This window comes from Kribbella shirazensis (assembly GCF_011761605.1).
Classification (GTDB): domain Bacteria; phylum Actinomycetota; class Actinomycetes; order Propionibacteriales; family Kribbellaceae; genus Kribbella; species Kribbella shirazensis.
This window is the reverse complement of record NZ_JAASRO010000001.1, coordinates 1978987-1998012: the sequence shown is the minus strand read 5'-3', so window position 1 is coordinate 1998012 and position 19026 is coordinate 1978987. Positions and strand designations below refer to the sequence as shown.

Sequence of the window (19026 nt, the reverse complement as noted above, 5' to 3'; positions counted from 1 at the left end):
CTACCCAGGCCGGTTCGGCCGCTGGTACGCCGGATAGATTGGCCGGCATGCGCGCACACCACGGCAAGCTCGAGATCAAGAAGGCCGAGTTCGGCACGACGCCGGACGGACAGCAGGTGGACGTGTACACGTTCACGAACGGCCGGGTGACGATCTCGATGCTGACCTGGGGCGCCACCATCCAGCGCGTCGAGACGCCGGACCGCCGCGGCCGGACCACGAACATCAGCCTCGGCTTCGACAACCTGCCGGACTACGCCGAGCTCAGTCCGTACTTCGGCTCCACGATCGGCCGCTACGGCAACCGGATCGCGAAGGGCCGGTTCACCCTGGACGGGACGACGTACCAGATCCCGGTCAACAACGGGGAGAACGCGCTGCACGGCGGCACCCTCGGCTTCGACAAGAAGGTCTGGGCGGCCGAGGTCGTGCAGAACGACCAGGCCGTCGGCGTCGCCTTCACCTATGTCAGCCCGGACGGCGAGATGGGCTTTCCCGGTGAGCTCACCAGCACCGTCACGTACACGCTGGACCGGCGCGACAACCTGCGGATCGACTACCACGCGACCGTCGCGGGCAAGCCGACCATCGTGAACCTGACCAACCACGTGTACTTCAACCTGCTCGGCGAGGGCAACGGCACGATCTACGACCACGTGCTCGAGCTCAACGCACCGAAGTACACGCCGGTCGACGCGACGCTGATCCCGACCGGCGAGATCGCCCCGGTCGCGGGTACGCCGTTCGACTTCAGCCGGCCGACCGCGATCGGCGACCGGCTCCGCGGCGACCACGAGCAGCTGATCTTCGGCTGCGGGTACGACCACAACTTCGTCATCGGCGGGACGCCGGACAGCGACGGCCTGCGGCTCGCGGGCCGGTTCTGGGAGCCGGAGCACGGCCGTACGGTGGAGGTTCGCACCGACCAGCCCGGCGTGCAGTTCTACAGCGGCAACTTCCTCGACGGCACGTTCCTCGGCATCGGCGACAAGGCCTACCGCCAGGGCGACGCGTTCGCCTTCGAGACGCAGCACTTCCCGGACTCCCCCAACCACGCCAAATTCCCCTCGACGGTCCTGCGCCCGGGCGAGACCTACGAGTCGACGACCGTCTACTCCTTCGGCACGAAGTAGCGCGCGGGTCTCGCCGTACCCTCAGGATCTGAAGGTACGGCGGTACGCCGTCGGCGTCGTCGCGAACGCCTTGGTGAAGTGCTGCCGCAGCAGCACCGGCGTCGTGAAACCCGCCGCGGTGGCGATCTGCCCGACGGACAGCTCGCTCGTCTCGAGTAGCTCCTGCGCGCGGGCCAGCCGCTGGCGGATCAGCCACTGCAGCGGCGTCGTGCCGGTCTGCGCGCGGAACTGCCGGTTCAGGGTGCGCGGGCTCGTCGACGCCTCCGCCGCGATCGCCCGGAGCGTCAGCGGTTCGGCCAGGTGGTGGCGCATCCAGCGCATCACCGGCTCCAGCGAATCGTTGCCAGCGACAACGGGGGCGGCGACGAACTGCGCCTGACCGCCGTCGCGGTGCGGCGCCATCACCAACCGCCGCGCCACCTCGGCCGCGACCGCCGACCCGTGATCGCGGCGCACGAGATGGAGACACAGGTCGAGACCCGCGGTCACACCGGCGGACGTCAGAACGTCGCCGTCGTCGAGGTACAGCGCGTCGGTCACCACCTCGACCTCCGGGTACCGCCGGGCCAGCTCGTCCGCGTGCGCCCAGTGCGTCGCGGCCCGCCGGCCGTCCAGTACGCCGGCTGCGGCGAGCAGGAACGCCCCGGTGCAGATCGAGGCGATCCGAATCCCGCGCCGATGCACCTCACGCAGGAGCCGCACGGCCTCGTCGGCAGGCTCGAACGCGGCCGCGACGATCACGGTGTCCGCCCGCAGCGCCTCGTCCAGCGGGTACGGCGCCGCGGCGGTGAGGATCGGTCGGTCGTGGGCCATCAACGTCGTACCGGGTGCACCGCAGACGCGGACGTCGTATCGGTCCCCGGCCGCGGCGAAGACGTGGCACGCCCCGGCGAGCTCCAGACCGATGGTGCCTTCGAGTGCCAGGACCGCGACCGTGTGCATGGCGCGAATCTAGCTGATGATGTCTTTCCAGCCACTCCCTCCGACAGTCGCTGGACGCCCAGACTGACTGCCATGCGGATCGACGTGCTGATGTACGAAGGGGTGGCCGAGGTCGACGCGGTGGCGACGTACGCCGTGTTCGCCAACGCGCAACGTCGCGGGCTGGCGGTCGATCCGCGGCTGGTCACCGCCGACGGAGCGACCGAGGTGACCGGCTGCTACGGGACGAAGTACACCGGCCTGGAGCCGTGGTCGCCGGAGACCGCCCGGGTGCTGGCGGTCTCCGGCGGCTGGATCCTCGAGGAGATCGAGCGCGGCGTGATCCCCCGGCAGCTCGCCGAGGCGAAACGGGCCGGGGGCAACAACCTGGTCCTCGCCGGGATCGACTCCGGCGCCCTGCTGCTCGGCGCCGCCGGGCTGATCGGCGGCCGCCCGGCCACCACCCACCGCGCCGACTACGAACGACTGAAGCCCTGGGCAGAGGTGATCGACGCCCGGGTCGTCGACGACGGCGACCTGGTCACCTGCGGCTCCGGCTGGTTCGCCGGCGTGGACCTCGCCTGCCACCTCCTGGTCCGCGAACTGGGCGCCGCCGCCGAGGTCGTCGCCCTCGAACAATGGATCGGCCGCGACCGCCAGGGCACCGTCTGGCAACGCAGCTGAGCCCCGACCGTCTTACTCAGTGCGGGGTCGCCGCGAAATCGAAACGAGCCGGGAGAACTTCCTGCTCCGTCAACAAACAATGTTCAAGGTGACGGTGACAGGTTCCTGCCTTTGAGTACTGCGCGAGGTTGTTCCGTACAGCGGTTGCCGGTGACCGGAGCAGGTTTTCCTCCGTCTCGTCGCCAGCGAGAATTTGCTCGAGCGGTACGGCGAGGCGCACTGGTCGGCGGCATCGTGAAATGCGCCGAAGGCGACGTACAACTCGTCGATGGAAGTCGGGATCGCGAGGCCGGACCTGTGAGGTGTTGGAATTCGCAGGTTAGAAGTCGGGTAAGACCGGGGAGGTTCGAGACGTTTCCGGATTCGCCTCCCCTTTCGGGGCCGGGAACCGGTAGCCTCTTGCAGCGCGCTATATGGGGGCCGCCGTACCACCCACCCGACGAACTGCCGGAGAGCCCAAACCGGTCAGGAGTGCACGTCTTGCAGGAGAACACCAGCACCACCAGTACTGGCGAACTGGTCAACGTACCCCTCACCGGTGCGGACAAAGTCGCCTACGCTTTCTACGCGACCGCGGCTGCCGCGGCGCTGGTCGGCCAGGTCTGGGCCGGCGTGACCCACATTCCCTGGCCGGACAGCGGCTTCTCGCCGTTGCTCAAGATCATTCTCGTGACGCCCGCGGTCGCGGTGCTCGAGCTCGGCGGTGTGGCCACCGCGGCGCTCGCCGACCTGCGCCGGCGCAAGGGCGAGCAGGCCTACGCGTACCGCGCGATGTCGTTCTTCGCGGCGCTCGTCGCGGTCGTGTTCAACGTGGTCGGCCACTGGCGCCCGGAGGAGCGGTTCCTCGCCTTCGGGTTCGGCGGCCTGTCCGCGTTCGCCTACGTGCTCTGGCTGATCCACAGCTCGGCGCGCCGCCGCGACGCACTGCGCCGCGCGGGACAGATGCGCGAGACCGGTCCGGTGTACGGCGTCGTGCAGTGGATCCGCGAGCCGAAGGTCACCTGGCTGGCGCGTTCGCTCGCGATCGAGCACGGCTACGGCCTCTACGAGAGCCTCCGCGCGGCCCAGCACCAGATCCGCAACCGGAGTCGCCGCGAGGCGATCGCCGGCACCGTCGCGGAGTACATCCGCTCCGAGCACCAGGACGAGCGGCTGGCGAAGATCGCCGAGACGACGTACGACCCGGACCGGCTGGCCGGGATGCTCGAGGAGCGGATCAACTACGAGGTCATCACCAACAAGCTGACCAAGGCGATCTCGCCGCCGCCGGAGGCCGAGAACCGTCCCGCCGTACCGGCCGCGGTGTGGGTGCTCGAGGGCGGTCAGCCGCGGCGCGCGGACGGCACCGGCGTCGGACTGCGCGACGACGACGCGTGGACCGGCGAGCTGATGGCGATCGTCGACCAGCCCGACCCGACCGACATCGACGTGTCCGAGGCGGTCGTCGTCGAGGACGAGAGCGAACCGCAGCACGTCGTGAACGGTACGGCGAGCAGCCTGAAGCCGTTCGCCCCGCAGCCGAAGGCGGAGCCGCTGGTCGAGAAGCCGAAGCCGCCGTCACCGTTCGCCGGCCCGGCCGACCCGCAGCCGCCCGCGCTCATCACCACCCCGAAGGTCGAGCCGGTGCCCCCGGCCCCGGCGCCGGCCGTGGTGGTGGCCGAGCCGGAGCGCGAGGAGGACAAGCCCGAGCCGACCGCGCTGGAGAAGAAGCGGATGCGGGCCTACGCGCTGCTGTCCGACTGGCCGGCCGGTCGCGAGCGCAGCGCGAAGACGCTCGCCGACGCGATCGCGTCCAGCGAGCCGATGGCCGCGCGCTTCATCGAGCAGTACGAGTCCGAGCACGGAGTCGTGTTCGCCTCGCAGAGCTGAACCATCCGACTGCCGGTGGATCTCACAAGTTGAGGTTCACCGGCAGTTCTGCGAGACCACTCACCAGCACGCGACGCCACTCGAGCTCTTCGGCCGGCTTCGCGAGGCTCATCCGCGGGAACCGTCGTACCAGCGCCAGCAGCGACTCCTGCAGTTCGATCCGCGCCAGTTGCGCGCCGAGGCAGAAGTGCGGCCCGAAGCCGAACGACAGGTGCTTGTTGTCCGGCCGGTCCAGCCGCAGCTCGTCGGGGGCGTCGTAGGCCCGCGGATCGCGGTTCGCGGAGTTGAGCGCCGCCATCACGCCCTCACCGGCCTTGATCTGTACGCCGTGCAACTCGACGTCCTCGAGCGCGACCCGGAGCTGGCCGACCTCGCTGAACCGGTTGAACCGCAACAGCTCCTCGACCGCCGACGGGACCAACGACGGATCCTCGACGAGACGCGCCCAGTTCTCCGGCCGGCGCAGTAGCGTCGCGACGCAGCTGGAGATCTGGTTCGCCGAGGTCTCGTGCCCGGCGACCAGCAGGTTTACGCCGAACGCGATCAGCTCCTCCTGACTGAGCCGGTCACCCTCCTCGCGAGCGCGGACCAGTTCGTCGAGCAGATCCTCCGCGGGGCCCGAGGTGTTCGCGAGCTTCTTGGTGACCAGGTCCTCGATGTACGCCGTCAGGTTGGTCATCGCGTCCTCGACCAGGTCCTTCTCGGCCATCTTCATGCTGTACCCGAGCTCGGTCCACTCCCGGAACTGCGCGCGATCCGCGTACGGTACGCCGAGCAGCTGGCAGATCACCTGGATCGGCAACGGCAACGCCACCAGCTGCCTGATGTCCGCGCCGTCGCCGGCCCGCGCGACGTCCTCGGCGAGCTGCGCGGACAACTCGGCGACCCACGGCCGGGTCCGCTCGATCTTCCGGTGCGCGAACGTTGGCACCACCAACCGTCGCAGCCGGGTGTGCTCCGGCGGGTCGGTGGTGGTCAGGCTGTTCGGCATCGGCTTGGCCAGCGCGACCCGCGGTGCTCCCGGTTGCACCACCGCGGCCCGGGAGAACCGCGGATCCGCGAGCACCAGTTTCACGTCGTCGTACCGCGTCACGAGCCAGACCTCGGCCCCGGCCAGCGTCCGCACCCGCGCCACCGGCCGGTCCTCCCGCAACGCGGCGAACGTCGGCGACGGATCGAACCGAAACGCATCCTCGAACGGAATCTGCAAGACCGGCTCAGTCATACCCTCGACCCTAGGCAAGTTAGGCGACCCTTCGCTCACCTCTCCGCGCGTCGCACGGTGACTGATCGCGATCGTTGTCGTCGGGTCGATCGGCGGCTTCAGCCCGCGCGGCTCCAGGGGGCTCCGATTTCGCTGAAGAGGGCCAGTTCGTCGGAGGCTCGGTCGATCCAGTGTTCGACGTCGTGGACGATGGGGCGGCGGTCGGGACCTTCGCCTTGCCAGTCGATCTGGGCGGGCGGGATCACGGACGGATCCGGCGCCGTTCGGACCGCCTCGACGACACGCGTGAACCCTCCCGTCGCGGCCAGCGGCACGTACAGGGGTACGGCGGGATCCGCCCGGTGCGCGAGCAGGTTCTCCAGGAGGTCGGCCCGCCCGTACTTCGTCTCGCCGATCAGGTCCGACTGGTACGTCAGGACGGCGCGCCCCTCGGAGCCGTGCACGATCACCGACGCCTCCCGATGCTCGGTCGCGCACAACGTGACCGCGATCAGGATCGTCGTACCGCGGCTCGTCGTGATCCGCACCGACGACGTGTCGTCGGACTCGATCGGGTTCGCCCGGTACAGCTCGGTCTCGATCGACCGTACGTCGTCCACGCCGGTCGAACCGTCCAGCAGCAGGGCCGCCGCGGTCGCGTGGGCGAGCGGATTCGTCACCGCGCCGTCGACGACATCGATACCGTCGAGGCGGCGCCGGCCGGACCAGCGGGCACGCTGGAAGTACTGCGCCTTCCGCACCCACTTCCCGGTCGCGCTGATCCCGCGGAGCTCACCGAGCTGCCCCTCGGCGACCATCGCGGCGAGCTTGAGCGTGGCTTCCGACGCCTGCGCCTGGAACCCGACCTGACACGCCCGGCCGGTCTCCTCGACCACCGCGGTCAGCTGCTCGAACTCGGCCAGCGACGCCGTCGGCGGCTTCTCCAGCAGTACGTCGGCGCCCGCGCGCATCGCCAGCTCCGCCAGCGGTACGTGCGTCTGGATCGGCGTACAGATCACCACGACGTCGACCGCGGTGGCCGCCAGCAGTTCGTCCAGGCCGGCGAAGACCTTGACGCCCGCCGGCAGCCCGTCGGCGCCCTGCGGATCGGCGACCGCGACGAGTTCGGCCCGGCCGGCCTCGGCCAGCCGGGCGACGTTACGGACATGGGAGGCGCCGTGGCCGTGGATTCCCACCACGGCCACGCGGGCCCCCGTCATCGGCAATCAGTTGCCATTAGCAACACTATTTGAGCTCCCCGTTGACCTCGTCCAGGAAGGCCTTGGCGGCCGCGTCCGGCGTCTGCCGGCCGAACAGTACCTCGGTCGTGTACCGCTGGATGATCTTCTCCACCTGACCGCCACCGACCGGCGGCGCCGGCGACGGGTCGCCGAGTTCCTTGCCGATGTCCTGGATGAACTTCGCCGACGCGGCGTCGGCCGGCTGCAGCTTCGGCGTCACCGCGGCGCGGATCTCGGTGTTCGGCGGCACGCCCCGCTCGGCCAGCAGGATGTTGCCGGCGGCCGTGCTGTTCGCGAGGTAGTTCACGAACTCCGCGGCTTCCTTCTGGTGCTTCGTCCGCGACGAGATCGACCAGAACATGGAGCCCTTGTAGTACGAGCCGTTCGCGTCGGCCTTGCCTTCGACACTCGGGACGCGGAGCAGCTTGAGCTCCGTGCCGGCCGCCTTGCTCATGGCGTTCAGCTGGTTGCTCCACATCCAGGTCATCGCCAGCTTGCCGGTGGCCATCGCGGACTGGTCGAGCGCGGCGTTCATGTCCTGCGAGATGGCCTCCGCGGACGGGATGGCCTTCGCGTCCTTCATCTTCAGCACCTGCTGGTAGAACGCCGTCACCTGCTCCTGCGAGACACCGACCTTGCCGTCCTGGGTCCACAGCGACTCGCCGTGCTGGCGGGCCCACAGGTTCAGCGCGGCCTCGTTGGTACCGGGCGCGCCGGTGCCGGACGCCTTGCCGTTCAGCTTGGTGGTGAGCTCGGCGGCGATCCGGGTGTAGTCGTCCCAGGTCCAGGTGGTGTCGTCGGGCATGGCGACACCGGCCGCCTTGAACAGCGCCGGGTTGGCCACGATCGCGAACGAGTTGATACCGGCGTTCAGCCCGTACAGACCGCCGTCGAACTCACCGGCCTTGAGCGTGTCGTCCTCGAACTTGCCGGTGTCGAGGCCCTCGGACTTCTTCAGGTCCTGCAGCGCGCCGCGGTCGGCGTACTCGCGCAGGTACTTCTCGTCCATCTGGATGATGTCCGGGGCGTCGTTCGCCGCGACCTTGGTGGCGAGCTTGTCCCAGTACCCGGACCACTCGCCGAACTCACCCTTGATCTTGATGTTCGGGTGGTCCTTCTGGTACGCGTCGATCGCCTGCTGGGTCAGCTTGGTTCGGGTGTCGCCACCCCACCAGGTGAACCGGAGTGTGACCTCGCCGCCGCCGGACGACGACGACGGACCACCGGAGTCGCCGCCGCAGGCGGCTGCCGCCAGCAGGCCGGTGGCCAGGGCCGCCGCGGTGAAGGCGCGCAGGCCCTTGGCTGCGGCGCGTGGGATGTGCCTCATGAGGTGCACCTTTCAGGGGTTACTTGATGCCGGTGGTGGCGATGCCCTTGATCAGGAACCGCTGGCCGACCAGGAATGCGAGGAAGACCGGGACCAGGGAGACGACCGACATCGCGAACATCGACCCCCACGACGACTCCGACGTGGCGTCGACGAACGACCGCAGTGCGACCGGGACGGTGTACATGTGCGGGTCGGTCAGGTAGATCAACTGGCTGAAGAAGTCGTTCCAGGTCCAGATGAACGTGAAGATCGTCGTGGTGGCGAGCGCCGGCACCATCAGCGGCAGGATGATCCGCAGGAAGATCGAGGCCTTGCCGCAGCCGTCGATCCGGGCGGCCTCGTCGAGCTCGCGCGGGATACCGCGGATGAACTGCACCATCAGGAACACGAAGAACGCGTCCGTGGCCAGCAACTTCGGCACGATCAGCGGGAGCACCGTGTTGATCCAGCCGGCGTGCGAGAACAGGATGTACTGCGGAACGATCACCACGTGGATCGGCAGCATGATGCTCAGCAGCATGATCGCGAACCAGAACTTCTTGCCGATGAACTCCAGCCGGGCGAACGCGTACGCCGCCATCGAGCAGGACACCAGGTTGCCGAGGATCGAGCCGAGCACCACCACCGCCGAGTTCAGCAGGTAGCGGGTGAACGGCTCGGTCAGCGCGTTCCAGCCGGCCCGGTAGTTCTCGATCCGCAGGTCCTTCACCAGGATCCCGGGGTCGCGGAAGATCTCGTTGCCCGGCCGCAGCGAGCTGACGACCATCCAGATCACCGGATAGAGCATCACCAGCGCGGAGCCGGCCAGCAGCACGTGGATCACCAGCGGCCGGATCCGGGCCCAGGAGACGGCCGCGCCCCGGCGGGCGGTGACGGTACGAGGGAGAGTCTCAGTCGTCATAGAACACCCAGTACTTCGAGGCGAAGAAGTTCGCCGCGGTGAAGACCCCGATGATCACGAGCAGGAACCACGCCATCGCGGAGGCGTAGCCCATGTCGAAGTTCCCGAAGCCCCGGTCGTAGAGGTACAGCGTGAAGAACATCGTCGAGTCCGACGGTCCGCCGCTGCCCCCGGAGACGACGAACGCCTGGGTGAACGACTGGAACGCGTGGATGATCTGCAGCACCAGGTTGAAGAAGATGATCGGCGTCAGCAGCGGCAGCGTGATGCGGAAGAACCGGGCGAGTACGCCCGCGCCGTCGACGGACGCGGCCTCGTAGTACATCGTCGGGATCTGCCGCAGGCCGGCCAGGAAGATCACCATCGGCGACCCGAACGTCCACACGTTCAGCACCACCAGGGTGCCCAGCGCCGTACTCGGGTCGGAGATCCAGCCCTTGCCCTCGATGCCGGCCAGGGCAAGCACCTGGTTCAGCAGGCCCTCCGTGCCGAACACCTGCCGCCAGAGGATCGCGATCGCGACACTCGAGCCGAGCAGCGACGGCAGGTAGAAGACCGAGCGGTAGAACGCCATGCCGCGGACGCCGCGGTCGAGGACGACGGCCAGCAGCAGCGCGATCGCCAGCTGCAGCGGGACCGACACGAACACGTAGGTGAACGTCACCTTGAGCGAGTTGTGCAGCCGCTCGTCGGCCAGCATCCGGGTGAAGTTCTCCAGGCCGATCCACTGCGGCGCCTGGATCAGGTTGTAGTCCGTGAAGGACAGGTACAGCGAGGCCACCATCGGCCCGATCGTGATCAGGAACAGCCCGAGCAACCACGGCGCGAGGAAGAGGTACCCGGCGAGGTTGTCCTTCTTCTGACCGGCCGGTTTCTTGCCCCGGAGGCTGCCTAATTCGCCTAGCGCGCTCATGGTCACCTCTCTTCCATCCCGCCGTCCTCCGGCGCTCGGCGGGCGCGGAAAGCGCTTGCCTTGGCCGGTCAAACTAATACGAGAAACCGGTTTACGCAAGGGTTCGCCAGCGTGCTCGATGACCGGATGCGGACGGGTTGCGCGGTCTTGACAGGACAAAGTCCGGGAGCGACAGTTCCTGACATTTGGCAACCGCTTACCGACAGGAGAACGCGATGCTGCGCCGTACTTTTCTCACCGGTTCGCTGACCACGGTGGCGCTCGGCGCCCTGCATCCGGGGCGGCTCGTGCTGAAGTGGCCACCGTGGACGAGGACTTCCTGCGGGTGCTGACCGACGCGAACCAGAAACAGATTCCGCTCGTGCTCGGCAATTTTCAGAACGTTTCCGACAGTGTCCGGACCGTGGCCCGCAAGGCACGCCGGCTGGTGTCGGGGTACGTCTGGGGAAGATCGTCGTACCATCACGACCCGGCCCTCCTGGGACCGCTGCAGTGGCTGCTCGGCCAGCTCGCCGCGCGGCAGCACGACGACGGCCTGTACGACGTCGGCAACCTGCACTCCCCGCCGGACAGCGCGTTCGCGATCCAGGACGTCTGCATGCTGTACGCCCTGCTCGACGCGGACGGTCAGCCGGAAACCGCTGCACTGCGGGAGACACTGGCCTCGGTGGTGCAGAAGGCCGGCCCGGCGCTGGCGAGCGGCGGCGTCCACACGCCCAACCACCGCTGGGAGGTGTCGGCGGCGCTGGCACGGGCGAACCACCTGTTCCCGGACCGTCGGTACGCGGCGCGGATCGACGACTGGCTCGACGAGGGCATCGACGCCACTCCGGACGGGATCTACAGCGAGCGCAGTTCGACGTACGCCGCCGAGGTGACGAACCCTTGCCTACTGACGATCGCCTGGCTGCGCGACAAGCCGGCGCTGCTCGACTACGTACGGCGGAACCTCGACGTGACCCTGTACTTGCTGGAGCCGAACGGCGAGGTGGACACGACGGCCTCGCGACGGCAGGACCAGAAGGGGATCCGCGAGGTCTGGTGGTACCTGACGCAGTTCCGCGAACTGGCGCTGCACGCCCACGACGGCCGGTTCACAACCGTTGCCAAGAGCATCGAAGCGCGCGGGACCGGCGAGCTCGGCGACTTCCTCGCGGAGGTGCTGGAGCGGCCCGAGTTGTCAGCGGTCCTCCCGACTGCCGAGCCGGTCCCGACGGACTTCGTCCAGCACTACCCTTCGCAGGCGTCTGTCCGGGTACGGCGCGGCGCTCGGACGGCGACGGTGTTCGGCGGGACCGACTTCCACGACCTCCCGGTGATCTCGTCGGGTCTGTCCACCAACCCCACCTTCTTCAAGTTGCGCACGGGCGCGGCCGTTCTCGACTCGGTCCGCCTCTCCCCGCAGTTCTTCAGCACAGGTCATTTCCGCAGCGACGGACTGCGCGTGACCGCGCCCGGCACGTTCGAACTCCAGCAGGAGGTGAAGGTGCCGTACCACCTGCCGCTGCCCAAGCGCTACCGTCGCGCGGACGGCCTGTACGCCCTCACCCCGGACGGACGGTTCTACGCGGCGATGGACTTCCCGCACCGGCCGAAGCAGTACCGGTCGCTGCGGACCGACGTGACCGTGGCCGAGGTCCGCGACGGGTACGACCTGACCTTCGAGTTCGCCGGCGACGAGACAGCGTACGCGATCGAGTTGTGTTTCCGGCCCGGCGGAACGCTGGCCGGCGTCGACGCATTGGATGCTGCCGGCAACTACCAGCTCGGGTCCGGGACCGGGAGCTACACCGTGGGCACGGACCGGATCGAGTTCGGCCCCGGCAACGGTACGGCGCGGGTGGCGATGGACCCGGGCGAGCGGTACACGTACCTGGGTGGCAGCCTCACGCCCGACGGCCTGCGGGTGTACATCACCGGACGTACACCCGGCCGCCAGGTCCTGAGGCTGCGCACCCCGTGACGTCGCGTGTCAGCTGAAGGTCAGCCGGCCGTCCGCACGACGGTCTCGAGCGAACCGTCGTGCGGAACCCGGAGAACGTGCACCCGGCGCCGCTGGTCGCGCAGGTACGTCCGCGACGACGTGCTGAGTGTCGCCGTACGTCGTCCCGACCAGGTGATCGTGATCGTGGCGCGTCCGCGGCGGATCACGATGCCGTCGGCGGTCGCCGTGCGGCTCTCGCCGTACGGAACCACCGTTCCGTCCGAGAACACGATTTCGTCGCCGGGCTGCAGTACCAGGGGTACCTGCTCGGTCGCCGCGCTCGTCGCGGTGACCCGGCGGGTGACCGAGTGCGTGCCGATCCGCAGCTCGGTCGCCACCGAGCCGTCGGGCGTGCGGTACCGGACCAGGTCCTTCGACGGGTACTCCGCGACCAGGTTGGTTTCCGCATCGGCCTTGCCGTCGCGGACCGTGGCCCAGCAACCGCTCGCGGTCTGCTGGGCGTGGATCACCGTGCCTGCCACCGGGTGCCAGAGGAATCCCGTTCCGGCCTTGACCGGGTTTCCTTGCCGGTTTCCGAAAAACGCGCCCAGGTAGATGCCGGGTCGCCGGACATAGAGGTAGTCCTGATTTCCGTAGTCGTCGTGCCGCAGCTCGGTGAAGTTGTCGCTGCGCAGGTACGGGATGCGCGCGACGGCGGCCTGTTTCGCCTCGCGGGTCGGCAACTTCTCGCCGTACGGCGCGTGCGCGATGATCCGCGGCGACGTGTCCTGCTTGGCCAGCGCCGGCACCGGCGCCGGATCCGCGGCCCACGCCTGCCGGGTCGCCGCCTTGTCCTCGCGGGAGGTGAAGAACGCCCCGAGGTCCGGAACCTCCGGGACGAAGTGCGAGCCGAGGATGCTGCGGTCCGGGTCCGGGATCACGTCGTCGTAGTACGCCGTCGCGGTCCGGTCGGAGACCGCGTAGTAGGTCAGCCAGCCCGAACCGTCCGGCTCCCGGAGCAGGTTGTAGCCGAACCAGTCGGCGAACTTCCGGGTCATCGACACCAGCAGCGGGTTCCGCGTCAGCAGGTAGAGCTCGGCCATCTCCGGCAGCATGACCTCGAAGTTGTAGTTGATGTCCATCCCGCGCGGGTCGTAGAAGAACCCGGCCGGGCTCTGCGACCACTGGGCGACGAACCGGATGCGGTCCTGCAGCTTGAGCCATCGGTTCCGGTCGGGCAGCAGCCGCAGGGTGAGCGCCGAGCCGGCCACACCCGCAACAGCCTGGTTGGTGTACTCGAACGGATCGTCCCAGACGACGGTGTTCGCCGGGTCCAGGTACCAGTCGACTCCCTTGCGCAAGGCACTTTCCAGCTGCGCGCGGCGGCTCGGCAACGCGTTCGCCTGGCGGAGATTGGCGAGCGTCTTGGCCAGGTAACCGAGGCCGAACCCGCTGGACGCCTTGCCGCGCTCGCCGGGGGCGTACTCCGGCCACGACCCGTCCGGGTTCTGCAGGTTCAGGTAGTGCTGCAGGGCCGCGTCGAGCCGGCCGAGCAGGGCGTTGTCGCGGTGGTACGGGTTCCAGCTCCGCTGGTTGGCGTGGAACCAGCTGAGAGTGAAAACGTGTTCCTGGATCCGTGAGTTGAACGGTCGCGCGGGCATCCGCCACCAGCCGCCGGCCATGAAGCCGTACGGGTCGCCGTCCACGGTGTCGGTGTCGACGATGTCGTTCGTCATCGGCGCGAGGATCACCAGGTACCCCGCGAACCGCTGCTCGCCCGGCGCGAACAACCGTCGATCGGGCGCCCCGGCGGGCAGACTCGCCAGCAGCGGCAGGCCGGCGGCCCGGGCGGCCGGCGCCGACATCATCGCGGGCGCGAACCCGGCCGCGGCGGCGCCGAGCAGGACGGTACGGCGTGTGACGTGCATGGGTGAACTCCTGAGGGTCAGCGGATGATGAGCGAAGCGAATTCGGGCTCGGGCACCGTGCGGCCGGTCCGGAGGTCGGCGACGGCCGCGCCCCATTGGGTGAATTCCGGCGTCTTGTCCCGGTAGCCGCGGTTGCCGCGGAAAACGATGTCGTGACAGTTCCGCAGTCCGGTGCCGTACGGCGACGGGCCGAGGACGGTGGCGACGCGGAAGAAGACGGAGTTGGCGAAGAGCAGGTCGTGGCACTGGTCGAGCTCCAGGGCCTGGGACTGCCAGCCGTAGATGTGGTCCTCGGTCTGCAACCCGAAGAACCGCCAGCCGGACACCTGCCGGAGCACGACCTCGCGGTACCGGTGGTGCTCGATCGAGAGCTCGTACGCCGAGGTCGGGACGGCCGACTGCTCGACGAGGAAACCGTTGTCGGCCCAGCCGTTCGCGCTCCAGACGTTCGACAGCACTCCCCCGCCGCCGCGCACCCAGACGCCGTACTTGTGCTTGCCCTTGTAGGTGTATCCGGGGTCGCCGCCGGCCACGTCGTCCGGGTGCCACTTCACGAACTGGGTGGCGATGTCGGCGAGGTACGACCCGGGTCCGGACCGCCAGCTGATGTTCACCGCACCGGGTGTGTTCCGGGCGGTGTCGAGGCCGAGGCCGTGGACGATCGTGCGGCCACCAGGCGAGGTCTCCACGAGGGCCCGCGGGCGGTCCGGATCACCGAAGTACGGCGTACCGTCCGGCGTGCGCAGCCAGGTCTGGCGAGGATGCAGGCCGATCAGGTTCGCGTCCTTCGGCAACCGCAGCGTCCCCGCGAGCAGGTACTCACCGATGGGCACGAATACGCTTTCGTGCCGATCGACCGCAGCCTGGAAGACCGGAAGGTCGTCGGCGGTCCCTGATCCGACGGTCCGTCCCATCCGCGCGGCCACGTCGTGGATGCTGACCCAGCCGGCCACCGGCGGCAGCTCCGGTACGTCGGTCCGCAGCACGCCGGCGTCGGGAGCGCCCTGCGACATCGCGACCCCGTCGGCACGGGCCTCGCGGGCCGACAACGCGTCGGTGATCCGCAACCCGTAGGTGAGGTCGATGCCCCCGTCGCGAGCCGGCGTACGGCGGCCGCTCTGGGCGAGCGTCAGGACGGTCGGGGTCCGGCGTACGACGCTGTCCACCAGGTTCAGCTGGTTGCTGTTGCGGATCCGGGGATCGGCGGCTCCGGGCAACTGGTCGCTGTCGTTCAGGACGATGCCCTCGGCAACATCGTCGAGGACGCAGTTCTGCAGGTAGAGGTGCAGGAACTGCCCGGGCACACACTCGACACCGCGCGGCGCGCCGGCCAGCACCGTGCGGACCAGCACCAGCTTCGCGTCGTTGCTGGTCCGGATCGCGGCCTCGCGCTGGCCGGTGAAGCGGCAGTCGAGCAGCGTCGTCGGCCAGCCCGCCGAGGCGGCGTACGCGTTGAGACCCACCGCGCCACCGCGGACGCGGACGCGCTGGATCAGGTTCGCGTTGTGATCGATCCCGGCCCGGCCGTCGCCCACGTCGAGGTCGAGGTCCTGCAGGACGCACAGTTGCGCGCCGCCGAACCGGACCGCGATCGCCTGCGGATTGCCCGCGCCGATCTCGACGTCCAGGTTGATCAGGCCGGACCCGAACGTGTCGTTGTTCGCGTACGTGACCGGCCCGCCGACCGGCCGGCGCCGGAACGAGAACACGTCGCGGGCCGCGGTACCGGCGTACCCCGGGCTGTTCGGCGCGAGCACGAAGCGCGGGCGGTGCCGGCCGAAGCCGATGACGCGGACCGAGTCGTGGACGTCGATCGGAGCGGACAGGCGGTACAGGCCCGGGGGCACGAGGACGATCCCGCCGCCGTCGCCGAGCGGGAAGTCCCGGACGCCGCCGAGGATGTCGCCGAGCTTGTTCGCGATACCGCGGCGGGACGCTTCGTCGACGGCAGCCTGCAACGCGGCGGTCGCATCCGCGGTCCCATCGGCGGACACCTCGAAGCCCGGCGAGCCGAGCACGACCGCGGCGGGATCCGGCGGGCAGGCGTCGTACGCCGACCCGAAGTGGACCGGATCGTCGTACCGCACGGCGGCCGCGGCCGGCCGGGTGGTGCTGGTGAGACCGGCGGCGACGGCCGCGGCGGCCAGACCGGTGAAGTGGCGGCGACTCAGCATGCATGTTCTCCTCGCTGCGAGCGGGACTGCGGCGAGTTTTCTGCGCCGGACCACGCCTGGTCAAGACCTCATCGCGTGATAATTCGAATTAGCAGCAGTTCCACGCCCTTGACGGCGGTCGGCGGACTGTTCTACGGTTCCCGGCAATCCGTATTACCGCGAAGGATCGACACATGCCGGACAAGGCGACCACCCGACTCACCCAGCGCGACATCGCGCGGCTGGCCAAGGTCAGCCAGACCACGGTGTCGCTGGTGCTGAACAACCGCAGCGACGCCACCGCGCGGATCCCGGCCGAGACCCGCGACCGGGTCCTCAAGGTGATCCGCGAGACCGGCTACCAGGCCGATCCGCTGGCGCGGCGGATGACGCAGCAGCGCAACCAGATCCTCGGGGTGTTCACCTACGAGTCGGTGTTCCCGAGCGCGAGCGCAGACTTCTACCACCCGTTCCTGGCCGGTATCGAGGATCGCGCCGAGCGGCTCGGCTGGGACCTGCTGCTGTTCACCAGCGCGCCGGTGACCGAGGGCCGCCGGCGGATCTTCCACGAGAACAACCGCCTCCGGATCGCGGACGGTTGCCTGTTGCTCGGTCGTCAGATCCCCACCGAGGAGCTGGCCCGGCTGATCACCGAGGAGTACCCGTTCGTCTCGGTCGGTCGCCGCGACGACGCCGGCGGCGCCCCGGTCCCGTACGTCGGCGCCGACTACACCAGCGCCACGCACACCGTCGTGCAGCGCGCGCAGGAGCTCGGGCACCGGCGGATCGCGTTCGTCGGGCTCGGCGTCGGCGCCGAGTCGTCGGCCGACCGCCTGCGGGGGTTCCGGACCGCCGCCGGTCCGCGCGCACCCCATGTGCCGACCACCGACCGGGCGCCGGGCGACGTGCTCGACGAGTTGCTGGACCGCCGGATCACGACGGCGTTCGTCGAGGAGCGGGCCGACGCGATCGCGCTGTATGCGGCGGCCGCCGAGCGCGGTGTCGACGTCCCCGGCGAGTTGTCCGTGATCGCCCTCGGTGACTCGACCCGGCCGGTGGCCAGCGACCTCGACTTCAGCGGATTCCACGTTCCGCGGCGCGCGATGGGGCTGCGCGCGGTCGAGCTGCTCGAGGCGATCCTCAGCGGCGCCAACCCCGAGCAGCAGGTGCTGCTCCCCTGCGAACTGACCGACGGAATCACTCTCACTCCACCCAAAGGTGCCTGAATGCATACCGATGTACTTGTGATCGGCGGCGGACTCGGCGGCGTCGCGGCGGCTCTCGCCGCGCTCCGTGCCGGTCGCTCCGTGATCCTGACCGAGGAGTTCGACTGGCTGGGCGGTCAGCTGACCAGCCAGGCCGTCCCGCCGGACGAGCACTCGTGGGTCGAGCAGTTCGGCGTCACGGCGTCGTACCGCGCGTTGCGGGAAGGGATCCGCGACTACTACCGCCGGAACTATCCGCTGACCGTGGCGTCACGGGCTGCCGCTCAGCTCAATCCCGGTGCCGGGTACGTGTCGAAGCTCTGTCACGAGCCGCGCGTGGCGGTCGCCGTCCTGGAGGAGATGCTCGCGCCGTACCGCGCCAGTCGGCGGCTGCTCGTCCTGCAGCCCTATCGGCCCGTCGCCGCGGAGACCGACGGTGACCGGGTCACAGCGGTCACCGTGCAGCATCGCGACACCGAAGAGCAGGTCACGCTCACGGCGCCGTACATCCTGGACGCGACTGAGACCGGCGAGTTGCTGCCGCTGACCGGGACGGAGTACGTCACCGGCTTCGAGTCACAGGCCGAGACCGGTGAGCCGAGCGCTCCGGCGGAGGCACAGCCGCTGAACATGCAGGCGGTGTCGTACTGCTTCGCCGTCGATCACGTGGACGGCGATCAGGTCGGCGACAAGCCGGCCAACTACGCCTTCTGGCGGAACTACGAGCCGTCCTTCTGGGGCGACCGGCTGCTGTCCTGGACCGCGCCGAACCCGCGGACCCTGGAGAGCTCGCACCGGACGTTCACCCCGAACCCGGACGACGACCCGCTCGCGGTCGTCGCGGACCAGCGGCGCACCGGCGGCGACATGAACCTGTGGACGTTCCGCCGGATCGCGGCCCGCCGCCACTTCGTTCCCGGTACGTACGAGAGCGACATCTGCCTGGTGAACTGGCCGATGATCGACTACTTCGAGGGTCCGGTCATCGACGTACCGGACGCGGCGAGGCATCTCGCGGCGGCCAAGGAGCTGTCCCAGGCGGTGCTGTACTGGCTGCAGACCGAGGCGCCCCGGCCCGACGGCGGTACCGGCTTCCGCGGCCTGCGGCTGCGGGGCGACGTGGTCGGTTCCGCGGACGGCCTGGCGCAGGCGCCGTACATCCGGGAGTCGCGGCGGATCAAGGCGGAGTACACGATCGTCGAACAGGACCTGTCGGTGGCGGTCCGCGGCGACCGGGGCGCGGTCGCGTACGACGACAGCGTCGGCATCGGCATGTACCGGATCGACCTGCATCCGTCGACCGGTGGGGACAACTACATCGACGTGGCGAGCAGCCCGTTCCGGATCCCGCTCGGGGCGCTGATCCCGCAACGGGTGGAGAACCTGCTGCCCGCGAGCAAGAACCTCGGCACCACGCACATCACCAACGGCTGCTACCGGTTGCACCCGGTCGAGTGGAACATCGGCGAGGCCGCGGGCCTGCTCGCCGCGTTCTGCCTGGACCGTGGCGCCGATCCGCGCGCGGTCCGCGCCACCCCTGCCCTGCTCGGCGAGTTCCAGGACCATCTGGTTGCCCAGGGCATCGAACTCGCCTGGCCGGACGTCTCCGGCTACTGATGG

14 protein-coding genes are annotated in these 19026 nt (G+C 69.3%); 6 read left to right on the top strand and 8 right to left on the bottom strand.

Annotation, left to right across the window (positions count from 1 at the left end):
• Positions 1 to 47: 47 nt before the first annotated feature.
• Positions 48 to 1133: an aldose epimerase family protein gene (locus tag BJY22_RS09810; RefSeq protein ID WP_238350330.1), complete on the top strand. Its 1086-nt coding sequence runs from the start codon at positions 48 to 50 to the stop codon at positions 1131 to 1133.
• A gap of 21 nt (positions 1134 to 1154) precedes the next feature.
• On the opposite strand, the gene BJY22_RS09805 is transcribed toward BJY22_RS09810, so the two are convergent.
• The gene (locus BJY22_RS09805; RefSeq protein WP_167205470.1) at positions 1155 to 2075 is read right to left on the bottom strand and encodes a GlxA family transcriptional regulator; all 921 of its coding nucleotides are present in this window, start codon (positions 2073 to 2075) and stop codon (positions 1155 to 1157) included.
• 72 nt (positions 2076 to 2147) lie between these two features.
• Between BJY22_RS09805 and BJY22_RS09800 the strand changes: the two genes are divergently transcribed.
• Together BJY22_RS09800 and BJY22_RS09795 are read left to right on the top strand one after the other, a co-directional pair.
• Positions 2148 to 2738, top strand: coding sequence for a DJ-1/PfpI family protein (locus BJY22_RS09800; protein ID WP_167205469.1), 591 nt, complete (start codon positions 2148 to 2150; stop codon positions 2736 to 2738).
• Positions 2739 to 3218: 480 nt separating this feature from the next.
• Entirely contained in the window at positions 3219 to 4607 is a 1389-nt protein-coding gene (locus BJY22_RS09795; RefSeq protein WP_167205467.1) for a hypothetical protein, read from the top strand.
• Positions 4608 to 4629: 22 nt separating this feature from the next.
• Here BJY22_RS09795 and BJY22_RS09790 read toward each other — a convergent pair whose 3' ends face one another.
• The 5 genes from BJY22_RS09790 to BJY22_RS09770 all read right to left on the bottom strand — a co-directional run bounded on the left by BJY22_RS09790 (position 4630) and on the right by BJY22_RS09770 (position 10196).
• Entirely contained in the window at positions 4630 to 5832 is a 1203-nt protein-coding gene (locus BJY22_RS09790; protein ID WP_167205465.1) for a cytochrome P450, read from the bottom strand.
• Positions 5833 to 5930: 98 nt separating this feature from the next.
• The gene (locus BJY22_RS09785) at positions 5931 to 7031 is read right to left on the bottom strand and encodes a Gfo/Idh/MocA family protein (protein ID WP_167205463.1); all 1101 of its coding nucleotides are present in this window, start codon (positions 7029 to 7031) and stop codon (positions 5931 to 5933) included.
• 25 nt (positions 7032 to 7056) lie between these two features.
• A complete protein-coding gene (locus tag BJY22_RS09780; RefSeq protein ID WP_167205461.1) occupies positions 7057 to 8379 on the bottom strand; it encodes an ABC transporter substrate-binding protein in 1323 nt (440 codons plus the stop codon).
• 19 nt (positions 8380 to 8398) lie between these two features.
• On the bottom strand, positions 8399 to 9283 hold the full coding sequence (locus BJY22_RS09775; RefSeq protein WP_167205459.1) for a carbohydrate ABC transporter permease: 885 nt from the start codon (positions 9281 to 9283) through the stop codon (positions 8399 to 8401).
• Positions 9273 to 10196, bottom strand: coding sequence for a carbohydrate ABC transporter permease (locus tag BJY22_RS09770; protein WP_167205457.1), 924 nt, complete (start codon positions 10194 to 10196; stop codon positions 9273 to 9275). The genes BJY22_RS09775 and BJY22_RS09770 overlap by 11 nt, the downstream gene beginning before the upstream one ends.
• 304 nt (positions 10197 to 10500) lie before the next feature.
• Between BJY22_RS09770 and BJY22_RS09765 the strand changes: the two genes are divergently transcribed.
• Positions 10501 to 12159 (top strand): hypothetical protein, encoded by a 1659-nt coding sequence (locus BJY22_RS09765; protein WP_167205456.1) that lies wholly within the window; start codon positions 10501 to 10503, stop codon positions 12157 to 12159.
• A gap of 20 nt (positions 12160 to 12179) precedes the next feature.
• Here the strand turns inward: BJY22_RS09765 and BJY22_RS09760 are convergent, their stop codons facing one another.
• Positions 12180 to 14048 (bottom strand): hypothetical protein, encoded by a 1869-nt coding sequence (locus BJY22_RS09760; protein WP_167205454.1) that lies wholly within the window; start codon positions 14046 to 14048, stop codon positions 12180 to 12182.
• A gap of 17 nt (positions 14049 to 14065) precedes the next feature.
• A complete protein-coding gene (locus BJY22_RS09755) occupies positions 14066 to 16222 on the bottom strand; it encodes a glycosyl hydrolase family 28-related protein (RefSeq protein WP_167205452.1) in 2157 nt (718 codons plus the stop codon).
• A gap of 173 nt (positions 16223 to 16395) precedes the next feature.
• On the opposite strand from BJY22_RS09755, the gene BJY22_RS09750 reads away from it, so the two are divergent.
• Both BJY22_RS09750 and BJY22_RS09745 read left to right on the top strand, forming a co-directional pair.
• Entirely contained in the window at positions 16396 to 17427 is a 1032-nt protein-coding gene (locus BJY22_RS09750; protein ID WP_167205450.1) for a LacI family DNA-binding transcriptional regulator, read from the top strand.
• Positions 17428 to 19023: an FAD-dependent oxidoreductase gene (locus tag BJY22_RS09745; protein WP_167205448.1), complete on the top strand. Its 1596-nt coding sequence runs from the start codon at positions 17428 to 17430 to the stop codon at positions 19021 to 19023.
• The last annotated feature ends 3 nt before the right edge of the window (positions 19024 to 19026 follow it).